Raw genomic sequence first — 22164 nt, 5'->3', positions numbered from 1 at the left:
TGCTACAACCGTCCACGTAGCTAGAATGCCAACATGGCCCCCGCTGGCGACGTGATCGACAACTCAGCCCTACGGCGGCTGAGCTTCGGCTACGAGGACGCCGAACGTGACATCGCCGGTGGGCTGCTGCGGGCGAGTTTCATCGAGACCCTGGCCTACGACGCGGCGGTGTCCGGCCGCAAGATGCTCATCATCGGCCGCAAGGGATCCGGCAAGAGCGCGATCTGCATGCGGATCGCCGCCGAACGCCAGGACGCGAACGACGCGATCCTGATAACACCGGACGACGCGCTGGGCAGCGAGATCCGCCGCTTCGAGTTGCAGGGCCTCACCGGCGACACCGCCAAGTCGCTGGCCTGGCGGTACATGTTCGCGATCCACGCGGCCCGGTACCTGGTCACGCACGCCGATCCGGGCCGACGGTTCGGCGGCCACAAGACCGTCAAGTCGTTGCGGCGCTTCCTGAAGGCCAACGGTGAGATGCCCAGCCAGGACTCGGGCGGGCGGCTCTCGCAGTCCGTGCGGGGATTGCAGCAGACCTCGCTGTCGCTGGAGGCGTTCGGTTTCCGGGCCGGGGTCGAGCTGGCCGGTGGGGCATCCGAAGGGGCGCAGGCGACCCGGCAACTGGAGATCGTGGAGCGCGGCGTCGCCGACGCCTTCACCGAACTCGGTGTCGACGCGCAGCGGGTGCCGCTGCTGCTGATCGACCAGCTGGAACAGGTGTGGTCCTCCGAGCCGGACGCGCACTCGATGATCATCGGGTTGTTGTTGGCGGCCAAACATGTCACGGCGTTCTACGGCGGCGCGCTGCGGTGCCTGATCTTCCTGCGCGCCGACATCTACGACTCGTTGTCGTTCCCGGACGGGGACAAGTTCCGGGGTGACGAGTTGCGACTGGGCTGGTCGAACGACTCCTTGACGTCGCTGGCGTTGTCGCGGGCCCGTGCCTCCGTCGCCGCCGATCTGACGCCTGCGCAACTGTGGACGGAGCTGTTCCCGCGACAGGTGTGCGGTGTGCCGACGACCGAGTACCTGCTGCCGCGCGTGCTTCCCCGGCCGCGCGACATCATCCAGTACCTCAACCTGTCCCGCGACCTGGCCGTCCACAATCGCCACGACCGGATCCGCGAGGAGGACGTCGTCCAGGCCACCCGGCAGTTCTCGGAGTGGAAACTCAAGGATCTGACCCAGGAGTACCTGGTCGCGTATCCCTATCTGGAGCGGCTTTTCCCGCTGTTCCAGAACATGGGCTACATCGTGATGCGCGACGTGCTGGCCGACCGGCTGGCGCAGACCGAGAGCACCCTGCACGGTCAGTTCCCCGCCTTCGCCCACGCCCTGACGGTTCCCGCGGTCATCGACACCCTGTACTCGGTCGGGTTCATGGGGGTGCGGCGCGGGGGCGACGTCGTCTACGCCGGTGGGCCGGAGCTGTCGGTGCAGCCCTACGAATCGGAGTTCCACGTCCACCCGTGTTTCCGGGAGGCGCTGGGGGCGACGAAGGCCGTCGACCTTCACACGTACACGCCGCAGGTCCTGGACGCGATCGTCAGCCAGGTCGCGGGCGGCTATGCCCCGAGCCCGGACCAGGTCTCGGGTTTCGCCCGACGCGAGTACTCGCTGCTGAACGGCCTGGCCCGCTCCTGTCAGTCGATTCTGGACCAGGTCGGCCGCGCCGCCGATCTGCCGCCGGACACCCGGCACGAGCTCGCCACCCAGGTGGGGCGGATCATGAGCGATGGCAAGCAGGCCGCCACGCTGCTGGACCAGGGACGATACATCGATGTGGACGATCACGTCGTCGCCGCCGCGACCTACCTGCGCGCGATGGCGGCGCAGCTGCGGGCCAGCGGCATGAGCGGCATGACCGGCACCGACAGCGTGACCGCCAGGATCACCGAGGAGGCACGGCGGCTGACGAGCCTGGTCGGCGGCTACACCGGCGGCTCGGGCAGCAGCGGCAGCGGCTGACCGGACGACTCCAACGTGGCGGGTCAGTCCTCGGTGATGAGGTCGTAGACCTTGACGCCTTGGTTGAGCAGGAACTCCTTCTCGGCCTGGGAACCGTCGTCCAGACTGGCGAAGGGCTGCACCCACACGGCCAGATCGTCCTGGTACCACATCATCTCGAGGTTCCCGGCCGAGTTCTCCACGACGCCGCCCTTCGTCCAGGGGCGTTCGGTGGACTCGCCGTCGGGCATCTTGAGCGGCTCGATGCCGTCGCAGCCTTCGAGATTGCACACGACCAGGTCCCCGCCCGAGGAGCGGTCGTTTCTCGCGACGGTGATCAACAGTGATTCGGGGGTGAGTCCCGTCGTCACCATCCCCGAGCACGAGGCGAAATCGTCGCCGGAATCCTCGCCCTCCTCCGGTTCGCGCTCCACCTTCGCCTCCGGGCCCACCAGTTCGAGCAGGCCCTCCATGTCGAACGCGTCGCACACATCGGACGGTATCTCCAGTTGCGATTCGGTGTCGTCACTGGAGTCGTCCGTGGAATCGTCACTGCTGTCGGCGGAGTTGTCGCCCTTGGTGGAGGGGTCGTCGTTCGAGCCGAAGATCATCCACAGCGGAATCGCGAGCAGCAGGGCCGCCGCGACGGCCACGGCGGCGGCCAGCGGCTTGCGCCGCTTCGGCTTGGCGGCGGCGGGTCGCGGCGGAGCCTGGCCGGGCGCGGGCAGGACGACCTGGGTGCCCGCGTCGTCGGGTCGCAGGGCCATGGTCGCGCCGTCGTCGACCAGGGTGGCGTTAGGCTGCCGGGCCGCCAGCAGCTGTGCCAGTCGAGCCTCCTGTTCCGCGATCGCCTCGGCCACCACGGGCAGCGGCCGCGCCGACGCCTCACCGTCGGCTCCCAGTGATTCGCGAAGCTCCATAGCGGACGGCCGATCCGCGGGGTCCTTGGCCAGGCACCGCTCGATCGTCTCCCGCAACGACTCGGGCACGGCTTCGAGCTCCGGCTCCCCGTGCACCACCTTGTACAGAATCTGCGGAATGGACGGCCCCTCGAACGGCGCTCGTCCGGCAGCGGCGGTGGCCAGCAGACAGCCCAGACCGAACACGTCCGACTTCTCGGTCAGCGTCCTGGATTCCGCCTGCTCCGGCGACATGTAGCCCGGCGAACCCACCACCCCGCCGGTCTGGGTCAGCGCCACGCTCGTCGAATAGTCCAGGGCCCGCGAGATACCGAAGTCCAGCAGCTTCGGTCCGTCCGAGGCCAGCAACACGTTCGACGGCTTGATGTCCCGGTGGATCAACCCGGCACCGTGGATGTCGCTCAGCGCCGATGCCAGTGCCGCCCCCAGCTCCCGCACGACCGGTTCGGGTAGCGGCCCACCCCGCTCGATCGCCTCGATCAGCGTCGGTCCGGCCACGAACTCCGTCGCCGACCACGGGTCGTCCGCCTCGGTGTCGGCGTCCACCACCGGAACCGTGTGGGGACCCGACACCCTGCGCGCCGCCTCCACCTCCATGGTGAACCGCTGCCGGAACCCCGGATCGCGCGACAGGTGCGGCAGGATGCGCTTCACCGCCACCCGGCGACCGTCGGGGCCGATGGCCAGGTAGACCCGGCCCATCCCGCCCTCGCCGAGGGAAGCGACGGGTTCGTAACGGCCGATGGAACGGGGATCGTTGTCCGCGAGGGGAAACATGGGCAGACTCTTCGGTTCGGGAGGGCATCGCGAAGCGCGCGCTTCTAGTATGGATACTAGCTCCGTTCAAGTGTCCACTTCGAAGTGATTATCACGGTTTGACCTGGTTTGCCTCGGGTTGCGGCAACCAGGAACCCTCGGGCTTCGCCAGCCAGCCTCCGGCGGCGGTCAGTTCGTCGACGGCCGCGTGCAGGGCCCGCAGGCCGGGGTGATCGGTGTCGGTGCGCCAGATCATCGACCACGGGAACAGCGCCACCGGTTCACACAGCGGCCGCAGGACCGCGCCGGGGACGGCTGGCTGCGTCGTCATGGTGAGGATCGGGGCGTCGCGGTTGCGGATGTGCTGGGTGAGTTCGTCGACGCCCTGGACGTGCGGGTGCCCCAGCGCGGGGTCGACGCCGAACGGCGCCAGCAGTTGCAGCACCGCGTGTTCCCAGCCGGGCGTTGCGTGGTCCCCGGCGCGGACACACACTCCGGTGCCCCGCAACGATTCCAGCGGAACGGCGTCGAGTTCGGCGAGTCGGTGGCCCTCGGGCAGCAGCACCGCGATCGGTTCCCGGCGAACGGTTCGCTGACTCAAGCCCTCGACGGCGACCGGGTTCCGTCCGAAGGTGACGTCCAGCTGTTCGGCCGCCACCAGCGGAGCCGCCGACTCGGTTCCGGTGTGGAAGCGGGCGAAGAACTCCAGTTCCGGGGCCAGTCGCCGGGCGGCGGCCAGCACCAGCGCGGGCGTGAGACCGGTCCCGACGACGTCGACGGTCACCGACAGCGGCTTACCGTGCAACTCCAGCACCGTCGCGTCGAACAGTGACAGCAGCTGCCGGGCCCGGACCAGGAAGAGCTCACCCGCCGGGGTCAGGGTGACCCGGCGGGTGGTGCGGTTGAACAGCCGCGTGTCGAGCCGGTCCTCCAGTCGCTGGATGTCCCGGCTGAGGGCCTGTTGCGCGATGTACAGCCGCTGTGCCGCGCGGCTGAAGTGCAGCTCCTCGGCCACCACGACGAACTTGCGCAGCAGCCGGATCTCGATGTCGTCGGGCACGTTGTCTTTCTACCCGATCTCAGCTGAATCGCTGCCGCAACCGGATGGTGATCTCGTCGCCGACGTCCTTCCCGGCGGTCTTGCGCAGCGCCGCCCGCAGCGGCAGCATGTGGGTGCCGCCGCCGATCGGCAGCATCGTGGCCTCGAAGGGATGCCCGTCGGCCGTGCCCGCGACCTTCACCGCCTTGCCGGTCCCGAACCGCTGCGCCGAACCGGGAAGGACCACGCAGGCCCAGCCGCTGTTGCCATCCTTGGTGATCGTCGCCGTGATCGTCTCGTCGATGCTTCGCGGCGTCCTGGTCGTAGTCGTCATTTCCGTTACTCCTTCATTCGTGTTTTTCACGCTGTCTGCTCATACGTCGAACGGGAGACCCCCGAATCGACACGGCGGCCGCGAATCGTGGCGGTGACCACCGCCGGGGCGATCACCGCGACGGCTACGGCCAGGACGAACGGGATCGTCAGCGCCGTCGGCAGTGAGCTCGCCGAGGCGATGAAACCCATCACCGCCGGGCCGATCAGGCCGCCGGTGTAGCTGATGGTCGTCACCGTCGACAGCCGCCGACCGCTGAATGCCCCGGCCCCCATGGCGCTGGACACCACCGGCCACACCAGCGCCATCCCGGCACCGGCGAACACCCACCCGGCGGCGGCCGTGGCGACCCGCACCGAGCCCGTCGCCGGGGCCAGCAGCACCAGCCCGTAACCGGCGGACGCCGTCAGGCAGGCCAGCCGGAGCGTCAGCGCCGGGCCAAGCCGTCCTCGCAGCCCGTCCCCGGCGAAGCGCATCACGGTCATCGCCGCGAAGAAGATCGTGTAGACCAGCGAGGCCGTGGCCGGTTCGGCGCCGAGCACCCGGCGCACGTGGATCCCGGCCCAGTCGGTCGCGGCACCCTCGGTGAGGAACGCCGCCGCCCCGATGACCCCCAGCGCCAGCAGCAACCCGAATCCGGGACCGCCGGAACCGCTGGGGCCGGTCTCGGTGGCGGCGACGGTGTCGAAGCGCCCCAACAGTTTCCCGGGGACCAGGAACACGACCGCCAGGACGATCCCGGCCACGCCGAGGAACAGCCGCACGTCCGCCCCGGCCCGCAACGCGAACGTGGTCACCAGTCCACCCAGGACGGCGCCGAGTGTCCACATGCCGTGCATCGTCGACATGACCCCGACCGCGAAGCGGCGTTCGATGTGTACGACCTGGAGCGTCAGCGCGACGTTCAGGGCGCCCATGGCAAGTCCCAGAACCGCCGCCGCCGCGACGAGCCAGCCGAACGAACCCGCCAGCGCCGGACCCGCCAGGGCCACGGCGCTTCCCAAGGCCGCCAACCGAAGCAGTCGCTGCCGGTCCCACCTGTCGGCCAGCCATCCGGCACCGGGCATGGCGACCGCCGCGCCCAGGCCCAGCACCAGCAGGACCGTTCCCAACCGGCCCGAGCCCAGATCGAGCCGCGCGTCGGTCGCGGGCAGCGTCGCGCCCCATAGCGCGGTGCCGGTTCCGGTGAGGAAGTAGTACCCGGCCATTGCGGCGCCGGTTCGTCCCAGAGTTCGCAGTCGTTTCATGTAGACGATGCTGGCGATCGATCCCGGCCGTGTCCAACACCTGCTCAGGCGCCATTGACGCGCTGAGCGTGTCAATCGTGGTTCAGCACCCGATCGGCGAACTCGGCGATGACACCGGCGAGCATCCCGGGCGAGCGCCGGTTGCCGTCGTGCCCCAACTTGCGCAGCGTCCGCCGCTCCGCGTGGGGGAGCACCGCCGCCAGCGCGTCGAGGCGGTGGGCGAGATTGGCCGGACTGCGTTCGCCGCCCAGCAGCAGTACCGGCGAATCGATGCGGGCGTAGGCATCCAGCCGGTTCCCCAGCTCGTCGATCGCCGCCAGTTCCTCGACCTGGCGCGGCACCAGTGCCCGCATCCGCGGCGACACGGCCGCGTACATCCCGGCCGCTCGCGCGATCCAGCCGGGCATTCCCACCACGTCCCGGACGAACCCGGCGATCGCGGCTCCCGGTTTCCCGGCGGCGACCGCGGCCCGCGCCCGGACCAGCGCCTCGCCGCCCAACGGCGGCCCGGTCACGATTGGCGGCTCGTACAGCACCGCCCCGGCGAACGACGACGGCGCGGCGACCATGGCCTCCAGCGCGACCACCGCGCCCGAGGAATGACCGACGAGCAGGACCGGCGCGTCCATCGCCCGGGCCAGGGCCGCCACGTCGTCGACCTCGCTGGCGAGAGACCGCGCGACCTCGTCGGTCAGGTCGAGCCGGTAGCGACGTCGCCGGACGCGCAGCGTCCGGAACCGATCCGCGAGCCGTCGCGCGGGCCGGGCCCACGCGGTCTCACTGTCCATTCCGGCGTGCAGGAACAGGATGACCGGCCCGCGGCCGTCAACGGCGGCCAGGACCTCGGTTCCGTCGGGGGAGTTCAGGGTGAACATGACAGCCTCCTTAGCGGCGCTAAGGAGAGCTTAGCACTGCTAAGGTTCCACCCGTGAGTACCGACGACCGCCCCGCCCTGACCCGGGAGACCCTCATCGCCGCCGCCACCCGACTCGTCGGCGAGGTCGGCCTCGACGGTCTGACGGTGCGACGGCTGGCCGCCGACCTCGGCGTCCGCTCACCCGCCCTGTACTGGCACATCCGCACCAAACAGGAACTGCTGGACGGCATCGCCGAGGCGATCATCCTCGCCGCGCACCCCGGCCCGCCCGGTCCCGGCGAACCCTGGCAGGACTGGCTCACCCGGCGCGCCCGCTCCTATCGCGACAGTCTGCGGGCCTGCCGCGACGGCGCCCGCATCGTCACCACCGCCACCAGCCTCAGCCCCGCCGCCGTGCGTCAGTTCGACGCGGAACTGGCCGCCATGGTCGAAGCCGGATTCGCGCCGGTGCTGGCACTGCGCACCATCACCGCCGTCACCCAGTACGTCAACGGATTCGTGCTCCAGGAACAGAACCACCCGTCCGACCGGCCTGCGGCCGCGAGCCGACTCGACACCACCTCACCCGACGCGCCCACCACCCTGCTGACCGCGCTGCGCGACAGCGGCGGCCTGCTGTCCGACGCCGCCTTCGACCACGGCCTGCGGATGCTCGTCGACGGCACCGCCGCCGCCCTGGCCGGTGAGTTACCCGGCCGCGTACCGCTGCCGCAGCACCTCGACACCGTCCCCGTCGAGCTCGTCGAGATAGGCCGTCCGCCCGGTCATCGCCATGACCAGCGCCAGCGTGCCCCCGGTGACGCGCGGACCGGAACCGCTGTCGAACGGTCCGTCCGTGGCGACCAGCCGCAGACCGCGCGTGTGCTTCCGGCTCGGCAACATCAGGTCGGAACCCGCGTAGAACTCGGCGACCCGAGTGAGCGTCTCCATCGGACGGTCGCTGTGGATGCCCAGCGGTCCGCGAATGTCCTCGCCGTGCACCACGACCTCGCCCAGCATCGCCACGACCGGCAACGGCGGTTTGCGGGTACTGGCAACGACCCGGTCGAACCGCGCCAGCGTCTCCGCCCCGGACGAACCCAGGTGCTCGGCCAGTCGCATGGCCACCTGCTTGTCGAAGTCGAACCGGCACCGCACCACCCCGGCCAGCCACCGCAGCGGGGTGAGGTTCGCCGCCGCGGTCAGGTGCGCCAGCACCTCCCGAACCGTCAGCTCCTCGCACCGCGACGGCGTGTCCCAGTCCGCTTCCGTCAAGCCCGCGAGGTCCTTGGCCAGCGCGGCCCGTTCCGCGTGCACCAGCGGCCACAGCCCGGTTCGCGCTTCGGAGGTCTTCATCGTGATCGTCCTTCCCTGTCGGCAGTCTCACCTGTACGTCGAACGGGACCGGCCGATTTCGACACCTACGCCGCGAAGGCTGGCAACTCCAGCGCGGTGTGCGCGGGCCGTCCGGTGCTCGCCGCTCGCGACGGCGGGTTGGCCAGGCCGCGCAGCCGCTGATTCCGGTGCGCCAAAGCCTCGGCGGTGACCGGGAACAGCGCCGCGCCACCCTCGCCGATCTGCGCCTGGTTCAGCTCGACGAACCCTCGGGTGTCGCGCTCGTACGCGGCGAACGCCGCGGCGTGATCCCGATGCGTGGCAAGCGATCCGGCGAGCATGTAGGCGCCGACGAGCGCGAGGCTCGAGCCCTGCCCGGTCAGGAACGACGGTGCCGACGCGGCGTCACCGACGAGCGCCACCCGTCCGCTGCTCCAGCGCGGCTGGCGGATCTGGCTGACGACGTCGAAGAACAGATCGTCCGCGCGTCGCATGGCCGCCACCATGTCCGGGACCTCCCAGCCGACGTCGGCGAAGGTCTCGGCGACGAGGTCTTGCTGCGCCCGCGGATCCCGGAACGCCTCGTAAGGCGGTTGTGGCCGCGCGAAGACGAGCAGACCGTGCAGCTCGTCGCTGTCGCGCACCGCGTACTGGACCGCGCCCCGTCCGGGGTCGTTCCAGATCACGCCCTCGTGTGACAGTCCGGAACGGTTCGGCATCGTGAACCCGGCGAAGCAGTAGCCCAGGTAGTGGTGGAACCGCTGCTCGGGACCGAACACGAGTTCCCGGGTCCGCGAGTGCAGGCCGTCGGCCCCGATGACCAGGTCGAAGCCGCGCTTCATTCCACTGCGGAAGGTGACGTCCACGCCGTGCGCGTCCTCGGTGAGCGTGTCGATGGAGTCGTCGAACACGAACTCGACGTCCTCGGCCACCGCCCGGTACAGCACTGTGGCCAGATCTCCCCGGCGCACTTCCACGTCGCGGCCGTCGACCCCGCCGGTGACCGCCTGCGGATCCAGCGACGCGACGGTGTCGCCGTCGCCCTCCACGAAGGTCAGTCGACGCGACTCGACGTGCGCCCGTCGCAGCTCCGGAAGGATTCCCATGCGGCGCACCACTTCCAGCGCGGTGCCCCGCACGTCGATCGGATACCCGCCGCCCCGTACCGCACCGGCCTTCTCGACCACCGTCACCGCGAAACCGTAGTGGCGCAGCCAGTACGCCACCGCCGGACCGGCGATGCTCGCGCCGGAGACCAGAACCGTGCCCCTCGTCGACGTCGTGTCCATTGTCAATTCCTCCATGTCCTCTCTCAACTCCTCGACTCGGCGGCGACCGGTCGCGATCCCCGCGCCAACTTCACCGCCAGCACCGCGGCGAGCGCGAACGCGACGGTGGCGATCGCGATGTAGCTGAACACCCCCAGGGCCGTGTTCGCCGTCTCGTCGTCGACGACCGTCGCGGTGGAGGTGAGCACCGCCGTGCCGACGAAGTCCAGGACCACCGCGCCGACCGAGACCACGACCATGACCAGACTGGACACGACCCCCTGCTTGTCGGCGGGCGCCAGACTGCCCGCCATGTTGAAACCGGCCGTCCCCAGCGCCCCGACCGTCAGCCCCAACAGGAACGCCGACGCCAGCGCGGCGGCCAGCTGCGACGCCCCGAGGAACATCCCCAGCGTCCCAACGGTTCCCAGCAGCACGGCCCCGGCCAGCGTCGCCGCCGGACCGACGCGCGTCGCCAACACGCCGGACACCGGCCCGCCGAGCGTGACGCCGATCGCGGGCAGGGCGAGCAGCAGCGCCACCGACCCCTGGTCGGCCAGCCCGTAGCCCAGATCCTGGCCGGTCGACACACCGCCGATGAGCGAGACGAGTTGCAGCATGCTCTGGTACGAACCGGCGGCGAGGAAGATGACCAGCAGCGTGAGCACCAGCGGTCGGCCCAGGTTCCGCACGTCGATCAGCGGTTCGGGTTTGCGGCTCGACGTCAGGAACCAGCGCGTCAGCGCCGCGGCCCCGACGACGAGCAGCGCCAGCGGTCCGGGGGCGAGCCAACCGAACGTCGATCCGAGGCTGATGTAGCTGAGCGTTCCGGCCAGGCCGCCGCCCAGCAGCACCGCGCCACCGAAGTCGATCCGTCCCGGCGTCGTGATCCGGGATTCGGGAACGACGACGAACACGCAGATCGCCATCGCGGCCGCCACTCCCGCCGAGATCAGGAACAGGATGTGGAAGCCGAAGTCCGCCGCCAGCCGCTCGACGAGGAACCGTGAGGCGATGTTGAGCACCGCGGTCCCGGAGGTCACGACGCCCACGACGATCATCGCGGCCCGCGCCGGGAACACCTCGCGAACGATGGCCACGGCCAGGAACATGGCGGCCAGGGCCGCACCCTGCAACAGCCGCCCGGGCACGAAGACCCAGATGTTCGGCGCGACAGCGCAAAGGACGGCGCCCGCGCCGCTGATGAGCAACGTCAGCACCAGCACCCGTCGCTTGCCGTGGACGTCGGCGCTCTTGCCCAGCAGCGGTGCCCACATCACTCCCGCCAGCATCGCGCTGGCGTTGAGCCACGCCGCCTGGTCGGTGTCGAAGTAGTCGAGCATGTCCGGCAGTACGACCAGCGGCGCGGTGATCGCCGAGTCGACCATGAAGTTCACCAGCGCCAGCGTGACGACCAGACCGACGAGCCGCCCGGTCCACCTCGTACTCCGTCGAGCGTCGATGTCGACGGTTCCGTTCCCCTGCATGAATTCTCCTCACCGTGGTGATGCGCTTCCGGCGTCACACTACACCGTGCAGTGTAGCTAGGCTACGATGAGACGGTGGCGAACCCGACATCGACCTGGCAGACACCGAGCCGACGCCGACAGACCGAGGCCAAGCGAACGTCCATTCTCGACGCGGCCGAGGAACTGTTCGTGAGCTCCGGCTACGAGCTCACCAGCGTCGACGCCATCGCCGCGCGAGCCTCGGTGTCCAAACGCACCGTCTACGACCACTTCGGAGACAAGCGGTCCCTGTACCGCAGCGTCCTCGGCCGTGTCGACGACGCCCTGCTGGTGACCATCCGCGCCGCGGTCCAACAGGAACTCACCGACCAACGCGACCTGCGCGAGGCACTGCTCGCCTTCGTCCAACGACTGACGACCGACGTGATCCCGTCCTCGACCTACGCCACCTTCCGGCACCTGATCGCCAAAACGGCGGCGGCACCCCAACTTCCGGAACGTTCGCACGAGGAACCCGAAAAGGTCCTGGAGGAGCGGTTCGCCCAACTCGCGGCCGACGGCCGACTCACGATCAGCGACCCGCGCCGCGCCGTGCAGCACTTCTTCGCCCTCACCATGCGCCTGGTCCTCGACGAGACCGACCAGGACCCGACGGGCACGGTCGCGAAGACGGAGATCGAGGCGATCATCACCGACGGGGTCGACGTCTTCCTGCGCGCCTACCGCTAACACGAAGAACACCGGCGACAGGACAACTGTCACCGGTGTTCGGTTGTGGAGCCTAGGAGAATCGAACTCCTAACCTTCGCCTTGCAAAAGCGACGCTCTGCCAATTGAGCTAAGGCCCCGGGTCCGGTGCGGTTCAATGCACCGGTAATGCCGCCACAAGGCTTGTGGCCCGGGCGGCACAGATCTCAAATCTTAACCGAAGTTACGCGGCGTGAATTAGTTGACGTCCTCGGCGGAGGTGGTTGCCTCGTGCCAGAGGGCGCGCTCCTCATTCATCGCCTTGACCTTCTTGGCGACGATGGCGGCGACGCCAATGACGCCTGCCAGAATGATCAGCTTCTTCCACATCGGCACAGTCCCCCTAAATAGACGATAGACAGCCGGTGAAACCCGATAAGCATACCCACGGGCCGGGCAATGCAAACATTGGGTCGAAAAATCGGGTCGGCCACCATGGCCCCGAAACAGCGTCCACACAGTACCAAGCTCGTCCGAAACCGGAACCGACGCGAGGATTGGCCCGAAATGGTTGTGGGTGACCGGAATCGCCCGCGAAGTCGGTCCCCGGTGCCACACTGAGGCCATGCGTGGACGAGCGAAATTCGACCCGGACATCCCCCGCAAGAAGCGCCACGACTACTGGGGCATCGTGATCGAGGCCCCGGACGCACACGCGCTGGCCCGGTTCTACGCCGAGTTGCTCGGCTGGGAGATCGCCTCACAATCGGAGGACGGCGCCGCGCTGCTGCCGTTCGACGGCGTCGGCTATCTCGGGATCCAGCAGGCCGACGACTACGTGGCCCCGGCGTGGCCGACCCGCGAAGGGGAGCAGCAGATGATGATGCACCTCGACTTCGAGGTCACCGATCTGAACGCCGCGGTGGCGCACGCGCGGGAACTGGGCGCCGTCGAGGCCGATTTCCAGCCGCAGGACAACGTGCGGGTCATGTTGGATCCGGCCGGGCATCCGTTCTGTCTCTATCAGGACGAATGAGAAACCCCCGGATCGTGATCCAGGGGCCGGTAATTGCGGAGGATGAGGGATTTGAACCCTCGATGCGGGATAAACCGCAAACCCGCTTAGCAGGCGGGCGCCATAGACCGGACTAGGCGAATCCTCCAGCGACGGTTCAGCGACACGGCGCGTCCGTCGACCCGCAAGAGCATACCGGCAGCGTTGAAACGCACGCAACGAGGTTCGCGGCGTACGCCGAGCCGTGCCGCGGGTCTCGCGGCACGGCTGCGGACGGGGTTGTCAGTCGCGTGGCGAACCGTAGAACTTCCAGCTTTGTGAGCCGGTCCTGTGGGCGGTATCACCCGTGTGGCTGCCCTCGTCGAGCCAGATCTCGACGGTGAAGCTGTGGAACAGGTTCTCGGGAGCGTCGGGCGCCTCCCAGCTGACCATGCCGTGGGCCCGGGCCTCTGATCACTTCACCGCTGAAATGGGTGCCCGGTGGGAGATTCCGCGAATACCGTCCAAAAAGTAGTGACGGTCGCTTCACGGTTCTCGCGAAGCGACCGTCGAGGGGTTGTTATGCGCAGCATACGGCCTTGTCGGGGCCGACCGTCACCGATCTATCCGGCCCGCGATGAAATCCTCGACCGCCTGGTGGGCGTCGTGGTCGCTGTACTGCTTGCGCGGTGACTTCATGAAGTACGCCGACGCGGAGTCCACCGGCCCGGCCACGCCCCGGTCCAGGGCGATCTTGGCGGCGCGCAGCGCGTCGATGATGACCCCGGCCGAGTTGGGCGAGTCCCAGACCTCCAGCTTGAGCTCGGCGTTGAGCGGCGTGTCGCCGAAGGAGCGGCCCTCCAGGCGGATGTACGCCCACTTGCGGTCGGTGAGCCACGGGACGTGGTCCGACGGACCGATGTGGACGTCGCTGCCCTGCATCTCGTGCGGCACCTGGGAAGTGACCGACTGGGTCTTGGAGATCTTTTTGGACATCAGGCGGGAGCGCTCCAGCATGTTCATGAAGTCCATGTTGCCGCCGAAGTTGAGCTGGTAGGTACGCAGCAGCTCGACGCCGCGGTCCTCGAACAGCTTGGCCAGCGCCCGGTGGACGATGGTCGCTCCCACCTGGGACTTGATGTCGTCGCCGACGATGGGCAGGCCCGCGGCGGTGAACTTCTCGGCCCAGTCGGGGCGGGAGGCGATGAACACCGGCAGGGCGTTGACGAACGCGCAACCGGCGTCGATCGCGGCCTGGGCGTAGAAGCGGGCCGCCTCCTCGGAGCCGACCGGCAGGTAGCAGATGACGACCTCGGCGCGGGCGTCCCGCAGTGTCTGGGCGACGTCGACCGGCTCGCCGTCGGCCTCGTCGACGATCTCGTTGTAGTACTGGCCCAGTCCGTCCAGCGTCGGGCCGCGCTGGACGGTGACGCCGGTGGGCGGCACCTCGCAGAACTGGATGGTGTTGTTCTCGCTGGCGACCATGGCCTCGGACAGGTCACGGCCGACCTTCTTGGCGTCCACGTCGAAGGCGGCGACGAACTCGATGTCGCCGACGTGGTAGTCGCCGAACTGTACGTGCATCAGGCCGGGAACCCGGTCCGACGGGTCGGCGGCGCGGTAGTACTCGACGCCCTGCACGAGTGACGAAGCACAGTTGCCCACACCGACAACGGCGACGCGGATGGTACCCATTCTCGGATGCCTCCTATTAGTAGGTAGATACAGCTATTTCGATGAATCAGGTGTTTCGTTGGTGTCGTCCCCGAACGAGACGGACGGTGGCCGTCCGGCCTGCTCGGAGGCGATGATCTCGTTGAGCCAGCGGACTTCGCGTTCGCAGGCTTCCAGGCCGTGACGCTGTAGTTCGAGCGAATAGGCGTCCAGACGTTCGGTGGCGCGGTCGACGGTGTCGCGCAGGGTCTCCCGGCGCTCCTCGACCCGGCGGCGGCGTCCCTCGAGGACCCGCAGTCGCACGGCGGGCTCACAGCGCGAGAAGAAGGCGAAGTGAACGCCGAAACCGGTGTCCTCGAAGGCTTCGGGGCAGGCGGTGGCTATGAGTTCGGCGAACCGTTCCTTGCCCTCCGGGGTGAGGCGGTAGGAGATGCGGCCGCGGCGGCCGGTCAGGGGCGGGGCCTCGCCCGCCGGAGCCGGGGCGTCCTCCACGATCCAGCCGCGCTCGCGCATCTTGCGCAGCGTCGGGTACAGCGAGCCGTAGCTGAAGGTGGCGCGAAAGGCCCCCAGCAGCGTGGTCAGTCGCTTGCGGAGTTCGTAGCCGTGCATGGGGGAGTCATGCAGCAGACCCAGCACCGCCAGCTCCAGCACGATTCCTCCTCGTTATGATCTATGACACATCGATGTATCGAACCGATACATCGACACGTTACCTCACCTATAGCGAACCTTAAATTTCCCCCACTGTTCGTCGAGGTGGGGGCTCATCCGGCTGGCCAAAACGGCCAATAAAACCCGGAGAAATGCGGATAAGCCGGACAGTGTCAATCGCGTTGGCGCGCAAGCCAAGTACGCTGGATCCGTGCATTTGACAACCGCCGACGTGGATTACTCGCTGCAGCGACGTCGTTTGCTGCGCGATGTCCAGTCGGGCCGTGTCGATGTCGCGGAGGTGTGCGACGCGTCTCCGTACCTGGTCAGCGCCTCGAAGTTCCATGGCGAGGAGACCTCACAGCGCTGTCCGATCTGTCGCCGCGAATATCTGTGGCTGGTGCACTATATTTTTGGCGACGAACTGCGTTCCTCCGCAGGACAGGCGCGCGGCCGAGCCGAACTGGCGATGCTGGCGCGCAGTGTCCGCCACTTCGACGTATACGTCGTCGAGGTGTGCCGTGGCTGCGGTTGGAACCACCTGATAAACAGGTTTGCCCTTGGCAGGGACAATCCCACCCCTGAGCCCGCGGCGAGTGTGACCTCCCCGGCTTCGCCCGGCGAAGTGGGACACACCTCTCGCGACATGTCTCGACCCATACGGACGGATACCTAACAACAATGAGCGACTATGGATCGCGGGGCTATGGCAGTGGCTCCGAGGAACACGGCTGGGACGGCGCGGGCCGTAGCCGGGGCTTTGGCGACGGATACGACGACTACGCCCCGCAGCAGCGCGGGCCGGTCAGCGGTGGCGGCGGGTACGGCGACTACGCCCAGCCGGACCCGTACCAGCAGGGCGGGTCGGACCCGTACACGGTCCGCAACCCCTCTCCCCACGACGAACCGGCGACGTCCGGCCGGGCCCGGGTGCCCGGTTCCGACAGCACCGGGCCGGGCCGGGCGCGGGGAAGCGCCCGGGTAGGCGGCAAACGGCCCAACGGATTGTCCGAAGAGGAATCGGAGGACATGAAGAAGGCCAAGAAAAAGAAGAAGCGCCGCCGTCGTCTCATCGCGCTGGCCTGTGTCATGGTCATGTTCCTCGGCATCGGGACCGTCGCGGGAACGCTGTTCTTCCAGAACGTTCCACTGCCCAAGGAGATCATCGAGGCGGAGCTGGACCGCAACACGGAGATCACCTACGCGGGCGGCAAGGAGATGGGCCGAATCGGGACCGAACAGGGCAACCGCTCGCTCGTCAACGTCCACGAGGGCAACAAGAAGGCCGAGAAGAAGAACGACGTTCCGCCCCACGTCAAGTACGCGCTGCTGGCGATGGAGGACCGCAAGTTCTACGAACACGACGGCATCGACTTCTGGGGCGTCATGCGGGCGCTCGTCAACAACGTCACCGGTGGTAGCCGACAGGGTGCGTCCACATTGACGCAGCAGTACGTGGGAACGGTGTCGCAGATCCGCGGTGACGGCACCGGCTACTACACCAAGGCCAAGGAAGCCGTCATGGCCATGAAGATGGACGACGAGTACTCCAAGGACGAGATCATCGAGCACTATCTCAACCTGGTCTACATGGGACGCGGCTCCTACGGTCTCGGCGCGGCCGTCAAGGCCTGGTTCGGCAAGAAGCAGACGGTCAAGGAGCTCACCCCCTCACAGGCCGCGGTCATCTTCGCGCAGGTGAAGGCGCCCGACGGCAGCTTCGACCCGGTCAAGGCCGGTACCGACAAGGGCTTGAAGGAACGCTGGAAGTACGCCCTGAAGGGCATGGTCTCCAAAGGCTGGCTGGACAAGTCCGAGCAGGAGAAGTACCTCGAGGCCGGGCTGCCCAAGACCGAGAAGATCAAGGGTCTGACGGCCAGCGCCGGAGCCGATGAACCCACCGGCTTCGTGTCCCACGGCCAGATCCTCGAGGAGGCCGAGGACAACTACGGTCTCGACGAACGCGACATCCGGTCCGACGGTTACAAGATCGAGACCACCATCAACCCGGAACTGCAGAAGATCGCCGAGAACGTCGCCAGCACGTCCAAGGGCTCGGCCATGAAGGACCAGAAGGAGAACCTGAGAGCCGCACTGGTGGCCATCAACCCGACGAACGGGGAAGTGGTGGCGTACTACGGCGGCAGTGACAAGGGCACCGACCACGACAAGGCCAAGGCCCTCCACCCGCCAGGCTCCTCGTTCAAGGAGATCACCGTGGCGGCGGCGATCGACGCCGGCTGGGGGCCGGAGTCGCGTTGGGACGGTTCATCGCCCAGGGAATTCACGGAAACCAAGCGTGAGGTCAACAACGCCGGCGAGAACGACAACAGCGAACCCAACATCTCGCTCAAGGACGCGACCCGTCAGTCCCTGAACACTCCGATGTACTCGATCGCGAACGAGCTGGGCGCCAACACGATCGTCAAACTGGCTCAGAAAATGGGCGTCGAGAAGATGCAGGTTCTGGTCAAGAAGGGTGATGGCGAGGACGAGTTCGAGCCGGAGACCTTCAACCTGGACAGCAAGAAGGTTCAGAAACTGCTGGACGATCCGAACCCGCGTAGGTTCGCGGACAACGAGGTCGGGTTCGGCCAGTACCCGGTGTCTGTTGTGGACATGGCGGCGGTCAACGCGACGCTGGCCTCCGAGGGCGTCTACCACGAGACCCACTTCATCAAGAAGATCACCAACGCCGACGGCGAAGTGGTGGAGCCGATCAGGGACCTGGCCAAGGACGGGGCGCTGGACACCCCCGTCGCCCGCGACGTCACCGACATCCTCACGGGTGTCAGTCCCAAGAACATGCCGGGCAACAAGTTCCCCAGTAACAACCAGACCTTCGCCGCCAAGTCCGGCACCTGGGAGCGCGACTGCGGCGACGACTGTGACGAGAACTCGTCGATCTCCTTCAGCGGTTACGTTCCCGAACTGGCCGCGGCCGCCTGGGTGGGTGACAAACAGAACGAGAACGGCAGCGTCAAGGACGTCAACAACCAGCCCGCCTACGGCGCCGGAATCTCCGGTGACGTGTGGGCGCAGTTCATGGACCAAGCCGTGCAGGTCGAGAAGTTCAACACCAAGAAGGCCTTCACCCACGGTCCCGGTGGAACCGGTTCCAAGCCGAGCGAAGTCGGCGGTGGCGACGAAGGTGATGAGGGCGACGAGGGTGATGAGGGCGACGACACCGACACGCCCAGCTGCGACCCGGCTGACCCGGAGTGCCAGGGCGGCGGCTCGCCCAGCTGCGACCCGGCTGACCCGGAGTGCCAGGGCGGCGGCTCGCCCAGTTGCAACCCGGCTGACCCGGAGTGCCAGGGCGGCGGCGATCCGAGCTGTGAACCGCTGTGCCCCGGCAACGACAGGGTGGCCGGAGACCGGGTTCGCCCCGCCGGTTACCACGGCGCCAACGATTCCGGACCCATGCACCGCTACGCGATCCGCGAGGACTATCGGCAGTATTAGTCGTTAGCCGTCCGATACGACTCGGGCCCGGTCACCGTGAAGGTGACCGGGCCCGACATCGTTGTGGTGCTTAGAAGGCCGCTTCCGGAACGTCCATCACCGACAGGTCGGCGGCTTCGACGATCTTGCGGTCGGAGTGCAGCCGGGGCAGCACCTCGGCGGCGAAGAACTTCGCCGCGGCGACCTTGCCGGTGTAGAAGTCGGCGTCGGCGCCCTCGGCACCGGCGTCCAGCTTCGCCTGCGCGACCTCGGCCTGGCGGCCCAGCAGCCATCCGATGACGACGTCGCCCATGGCCAGCAGCAGCCGCCGGGAGTGCAGCCCGGCCTTGTACAGCTCGCGCGGCTGGCCCTGCTGCGAGGCGCCCAGCGCGGTGCCCAGCGAGCCGAGCATGGCCTGCGCGTTCTCCAGCGCCTCACCGAGCGAGGCCCGGATGCCCTTGAGCGATTCGGGGCCGTCGGCGCCCAGCCACTGCCCGATCTCGGTGGCGACGGTGCCCAGCGCGACGCCGCCGTCCTTGACGATCTTGCGGAACAGGAAGTCGAGACTCTGGATCGCGGTGGTGCCCTCGTAGAGGGTGTCGATCTTGGAGTCGCGGACGTACTGCTCGATCGGGTAGTCCTGCAGGAAGCCGGAACCACCGAAGGTCTGCAGCGATTCCGAGCTGAGCAGTTCGTAGGCCCGTTCGGAGCCGCAGCCCTTGATGATGGGCAGCAGCAGGTCGGAGACCCGTGCGGCCAGCTTCTCGGTCTCGGCGTCGCCGGCGTCCTCGGCGATGCGCTGCTTGTCCTGCCAGGACGCGGTGTAACACACCAGCGCCCGCAGGCCCTCGGCGTAGGACTTCTGCATCAGCAGCGAGCGCCGTACGTCCGGGTGGTTGGTGATGGTCACCCGCGGCGCGGACTTGTCGGTGGACCGCAGCAGGTCCGCCCCCTGCACGCGGGACTTGGCGTACTCCAGCGCGTTGAGGTAACCCGTCGACAGGGTCGCGATCGCCTTGGAGCCGACCATCATCCGGGCGTACTCGATGATGAGGAACATCTGCCGGATGCCCTCGTGCTTCTCGCCCATCAGCCAGCCCTTGGCGGGATGCTTCTCGCCGAAGGTCAGCTCACACGTGGTGGAGACCTTGAGCCCCATCTTGTGCTCGACGTTGGTGGCGTAGACACCGTTGCGGTCGCCGAGTTCGCCGGTCTCCGCGTCGAAGTGGAACTTCGGCACCACGAACAGGCTCAGGCCCTTGGTACCCGGTCCGCCGACACCGTCCACACCGACCGGACGGGCCAGGACATAGTGGATGATGTTGTCGGTCAGGTCGTGTTCGCCCGAGGTTATGAACCGTTTGACGCCCTCGATGTGCCAGGAACCGTCCGGCTGCTGGTAGGCCTTGGCGCGGCCAGCGCCCACGTCGGAACCGGCGTCCGGCTCGGTGAGGACCATGGTGGCGCCCCACTGCTTGTCGGCGAACAGCTTCGCCCACTTCTTCTGCTCCTCGGTGCCCTCGCGCTCCAGCGTGTGCGCGAAGCTCGGGCCCGCGGCGTACATCCACAGCGCCGGGTTGGACCCCAGGACCATGTCGGCGAAGGCCCACCACAGGGTGCGCGGCGCGTTGGTGCCTCCCAGCGCCGGTGGCACGTCCAGGCGCCAGTACTCCGACTCCATCATCGTGCGGTAGGCCTTCTTGAAGCCCTCCGGCAAGGTGACGCTGTTGGTGGCCGGGTCGAATACCGGCGGATTGCGGTCGGAATCCTCGAACGGCTCCGCGAGATCCTTCTCCGCGATGCGCGAGACCTCTCGCAGGATGTCCCTGGCGGTGTCCTCGTCGATGTCGGAGTACAGCCCCTTGCCCATGGTGCTCGCGGTGTCGAACACCTCGAAGAGGTTGAACTCGAGGTCACGCAGGTTGCTCTTGTAGTGGGTCATTCCCAGCCTCCTACTGCTTAGTAACACAAGCTTATTACCGACCGGTAACTTCGGCAACCCGGGACCCGGAACCTGGGACGTATGGGGCGGGAGTTGCGGCCATTTGTCGGATAGCTGACACATTGATGACCGTCACCATCTGTGGGCCCGTTCGTTGTTTCTGGTGAGGGGGAAGTGATCGGCGGCGGCCACCGTCTAGGCGTGGTGAGGCGTGGCCCCCGCCGATCGCCACCCCCGGCCAGAAGAAGAGGAGGGCGATAACGATGTTCGTCAAGCTCCTGATGAGCTGGGCCCTGACCCGGCGGTCCTACGTAGGACGACACCGATTCCCGCGCAATGACCAGGGGCATCGCGCCGCTGACGATCCCGAGACTCAGCGGATCCCCCCAAGCGCCTGACCTTTCGCGGGCGGCGGCCTCGGTCATGGCCGTCGCCCTTGGTCCTCTTAGACGGCAAGGGTTTCGGAGGTGTCGTCGTGCCAGCTGGTGCCCGCGTCGGAGTCGGAACCGATGTACTCCACCAGCATCAGCGCGATGTCGTCGCCCAGCGGCCCGCCCACCCAGGAGCGCAGTGCGCTCTCCAGCGAGGCGAGCGCGTCGACGATGGAACCGTGGCCCAACGGCGCCCAGGCGCGTTCCGACAACGGGAAGAACACCCCGTCCCGGCGGGCCTCGGCCAGGCCGTCGGTGTACAGCAGCAGCCGGTCGCCCGGCTCCATCCGCACCGTCAGCGGTTTGGCCACCGGCATGAACCCCAGCGGCGGCGCGGCGGCCGGAGGCTCAAGCGGCTCAAGCTTTCCCTGCCGCAACAACAGCGGCGGCGGATGTCCACAGTTGAGTATCGTGAGGATGCCGCCGCGCATCTCCAGGAACGCCGCGGTGACGAAGTCCTCGTCCCCGGCGCCCCGGGCCACCGCACGGTCCAGATCGGACACCACGGTGCGCAGGTCCGAGCGCTCGTAGGCGACGTGCCGGAACGAACCCAGCACCGTCGAGGCCAGCCGCACCGCGGGCAGCCCCTTGCCGCGCACGTCCCCGATGATCAGCCGGGCACCGTAGGGCGTGTCGATCGCCTCGTACAGGTCACCGCCGATGTCGGCGTGATCGCTGGCCGACACGTACCGTCCGGCCAGCTCCAGCTGCCCCACGATGGGCCCGATGGGACGCAGCACCGCCTGCTGCGCCACCGAGGCCAGCCGCGACAGCGCCGACCAACGGCGCTGCTGTCGTTGCCGGACAACCGACACGACCACCGCGCTGCCCGCCGACACCACCAGGGTGGCCAGGTCCATCAACAGCGGCATCGGGATCTCGGACAGCTCCTGATCGCCGGTCAGGATCAGGATCGCGCCCAGGGCCAGGCACACCGCACCCAGCGCCGCGACCGGCCGCCAGCCCGCGAAGGCGGCGGCGATGAAGGGCGGCAGCACCAACAGCGACGGCACATCCGGGCCGGGCCCGGCCGCCAGATCGACGATGACGATAAGGACGAGAAGAACGATGGCAGCGCCGAGACTGGTGCGCGCGTCAGCACGCACCAGCCAGGGAGCACCGTTCTTAGCCATCGTTGTCGCGCCTGAAAGAAAGTATGTGAATAGC

Annotated in this window: 19 protein-coding genes, 2 tRNA genes and 1 pseudogene; 6 read left to right on the top strand and 16 right to left on the bottom strand. The window is 68.0% G+C overall.

Annotated elements, in window-relative coordinates:
* Positions 1 to 33 precede the first annotated feature (33 nt).
* Positions 34 to 1971 carry a P-loop ATPase, Sll1717 family gene (locus SNAS_RS29370; protein ID WP_013021133.1) on the top strand — a complete coding sequence of 646 codons (1938 nt, stop codon included), beginning with the start codon at positions 34 to 36 and terminating at the stop codon, positions 1969 to 1971.
* A gap of 23 nt (positions 1972 to 1994) precedes the next feature.
* Here SNAS_RS29370 and SNAS_RS33495 read toward each other — a convergent pair whose 3' ends face one another.
* The 5 genes from SNAS_RS33495 to SNAS_RS29345 form a co-directional block, all read right to left on the bottom strand.
* Positions 1995 to 3647: a serine/threonine-protein kinase gene (locus SNAS_RS33495; protein WP_013021132.1), complete on the bottom strand. Its 1653-nt coding sequence runs from the start codon at positions 3645 to 3647 to the stop codon at positions 1995 to 1997.
* Positions 3648 to 3738: 91 nt separating this feature from the next.
* Entirely contained in the window at positions 3739 to 4686 is a 948-nt protein-coding gene (locus tag SNAS_RS29360) for a LysR family transcriptional regulator (RefSeq protein ID WP_013021131.1), read from the bottom strand.
* Positions 4687 to 4705: 19 nt separating this feature from the next.
* The gene (locus tag SNAS_RS29355; protein ID WP_013021130.1) at positions 4706 to 4999 is read right to left on the bottom strand and encodes a DUF1905 domain-containing protein; all 294 of its coding nucleotides are present in this window, start codon (positions 4997 to 4999) and stop codon (positions 4706 to 4708) included.
* A gap of 26 nt (positions 5000 to 5025) precedes the next feature.
* The gene (locus SNAS_RS29350) at positions 5026 to 6246 is read right to left on the bottom strand and encodes an MFS transporter (protein ID WP_211207271.1); all 1221 of its coding nucleotides are present in this window, start codon (positions 6244 to 6246) and stop codon (positions 5026 to 5028) included.
* Between the two features lie 71 nt (positions 6247 to 6317).
* Complete coding sequence (locus tag SNAS_RS29345) at positions 6318 to 7121, bottom strand: alpha/beta fold hydrolase (protein WP_013021128.1); 804 nt, start codon at positions 7119 to 7121, stop codon at positions 6318 to 6320.
* 53 nt (positions 7122 to 7174) lie between these two features.
* Between SNAS_RS29345 and SNAS_RS37380 the strand changes: the two are divergent.
* Positions 7175 to 7783, top strand: a pseudogene (locus tag SNAS_RS37380) (TetR/AcrR family transcriptional regulator C-terminal domain-containing protein); the annotation flags it as partial.
* A 27-nt stretch (positions 7784 to 7810) separates the two neighbouring features.
* Here SNAS_RS37380 and SNAS_RS37375 read toward each other — a convergent pair.
* The 3 genes from SNAS_RS37375 to SNAS_RS29325 form a co-directional block, all read right to left on the bottom strand.
* Positions 7811 to 8458, bottom strand: a complete 648-nt coding sequence (locus tag SNAS_RS37375) for a maleylpyruvate isomerase family mycothiol-dependent enzyme (RefSeq protein WP_013021127.1) — start codon at positions 8456 to 8458, stop codon at positions 7811 to 7813.
* 65 nt (positions 8459 to 8523) lie between these two features.
* Positions 8524 to 9741, bottom strand: coding sequence for an FAD-dependent monooxygenase (locus tag SNAS_RS29330; RefSeq protein WP_052305186.1), 1218 nt, complete (start codon positions 9739 to 9741; stop codon positions 8524 to 8526).
* 8 nt (positions 9742 to 9749) lie between these two features.
* Positions 9750 to 11192 (bottom strand): MFS transporter, encoded by a 1443-nt coding sequence (locus tag SNAS_RS29325; RefSeq protein WP_013021125.1) that lies wholly within the window; start codon positions 11190 to 11192, stop codon positions 9750 to 9752.
* Between the two features lie 75 nt (positions 11193 to 11267).
* On the opposite strand from SNAS_RS29325, the gene SNAS_RS29320 reads away from it, so the two are divergent.
* Entirely contained in the window at positions 11268 to 11903 is a 636-nt protein-coding gene (locus SNAS_RS29320; RefSeq protein WP_013021124.1) for a TetR/AcrR family transcriptional regulator, read from the top strand.
* A gap of 46 nt (positions 11904 to 11949) precedes the next feature.
* On the opposite strand, the gene SNAS_RS29315 is transcribed toward SNAS_RS29320, so the two are convergent.
* Both SNAS_RS29315 and SNAS_RS36405 read right to left on the bottom strand, forming a co-directional pair.
* Positions 11950 to 12022: transfer RNA gene (locus tag SNAS_RS29315), tRNA-Ala, on the bottom strand.
* Positions 12023 to 12119: 97 nt separating this feature from the next.
* Positions 12120 to 12251: a DLW-39 family protein gene (locus SNAS_RS36405; protein ID WP_013021123.1), complete on the bottom strand. Its 132-nt coding sequence runs from the start codon at positions 12249 to 12251 to the stop codon at positions 12120 to 12122.
* Between the two features lie 235 nt (positions 12252 to 12486).
* Here SNAS_RS36405 and SNAS_RS29310 point away from each other — a divergent pair, with 235 nt between their 5' ends.
* Positions 12487 to 12897: a VOC family protein gene (locus SNAS_RS29310; protein ID WP_013021122.1), complete on the top strand. Its 411-nt coding sequence runs from the start codon at positions 12487 to 12489 to the stop codon at positions 12895 to 12897.
* Positions 12898 to 12933: 36 nt separating this feature from the next.
* On the opposite strand, the gene SNAS_RS29305 is transcribed toward SNAS_RS29310, so the two are convergent.
* The 4 genes from SNAS_RS29305 to SNAS_RS29295 form a co-directional block, all read right to left on the bottom strand.
* Positions 12934 to 13024, bottom strand: a tRNA-Ser gene (locus SNAS_RS29305).
* 134 nt (positions 13025 to 13158) lie between these two features.
* Positions 13159 to 13308, bottom strand: a complete 150-nt coding sequence (locus tag SNAS_RS36025) for a hypothetical protein (RefSeq protein ID WP_013021121.1) — start codon at positions 13306 to 13308, stop codon at positions 13159 to 13161.
* 162 nt (positions 13309 to 13470) lie between these two features.
* Positions 13471 to 14550 carry an inositol-3-phosphate synthase gene (locus SNAS_RS29300; protein ID WP_013021120.1) on the bottom strand — a complete coding sequence of 360 codons (1080 nt, stop codon included), beginning with the start codon at positions 14548 to 14550 and terminating at the stop codon, positions 13471 to 13473.
* Positions 14551 to 14583: 33 nt separating this feature from the next.
* Positions 14584 to 15180: a PadR family transcriptional regulator gene (locus SNAS_RS29295; protein ID WP_013021119.1), complete on the bottom strand. Its 597-nt coding sequence runs from the start codon at positions 15178 to 15180 to the stop codon at positions 14584 to 14586.
* A 211-nt stretch (positions 15181 to 15391) separates the two neighbouring features.
* Here SNAS_RS29295 and SNAS_RS34560 point away from each other — a divergent pair, with 211 nt between their 5' ends.
* Together SNAS_RS34560 and SNAS_RS29290 are read left to right on the top strand one after the other, a co-directional pair.
* On the top strand, positions 15392 to 15856 hold the full coding sequence (locus SNAS_RS34560; RefSeq protein WP_013021118.1) for a DUF5318 family protein: 465 nt from the start codon (positions 15392 to 15394) through the stop codon (positions 15854 to 15856).
* Between the two features lie 5 nt (positions 15857 to 15861).
* Positions 15862 to 18645 carry a transglycosylase domain-containing protein gene (locus tag SNAS_RS29290; protein WP_013021117.1) on the top strand — a complete coding sequence of 928 codons (2784 nt, stop codon included), beginning with the start codon at positions 15862 to 15864 and terminating at the stop codon, positions 18643 to 18645.
* A gap of 70 nt (positions 18646 to 18715) precedes the next feature.
* Here SNAS_RS29290 and SNAS_RS29285 read toward each other — a convergent pair whose 3' ends face one another.
* Both SNAS_RS29285 and SNAS_RS29280 read right to left on the bottom strand, forming a co-directional pair.
* Entirely contained in the window at positions 18716 to 20566 is a 1851-nt protein-coding gene (locus SNAS_RS29285; protein ID WP_013021116.1) for an acyl-CoA dehydrogenase, read from the bottom strand.
* A 445-nt stretch (positions 20567 to 21011) separates the two neighbouring features.
* Complete coding sequence (locus SNAS_RS29280; protein WP_013021114.1) at positions 21012 to 22130, bottom strand: PP2C family protein-serine/threonine phosphatase; 1119 nt, start codon at positions 22128 to 22130, stop codon at positions 21012 to 21014.
* Positions 22131 to 22164 lie beyond the last annotated feature (34 nt).

Source organism: Stackebrandtia nassauensis DSM 44728, assembly GCF_000024545.1.
GTDB lineage: Bacteria > Actinomycetota > Actinomycetes > Mycobacteriales > Micromonosporaceae > Stackebrandtia > Stackebrandtia nassauensis.
This window is presented reverse-complemented; position numbering and strand designations above follow the sequence as displayed.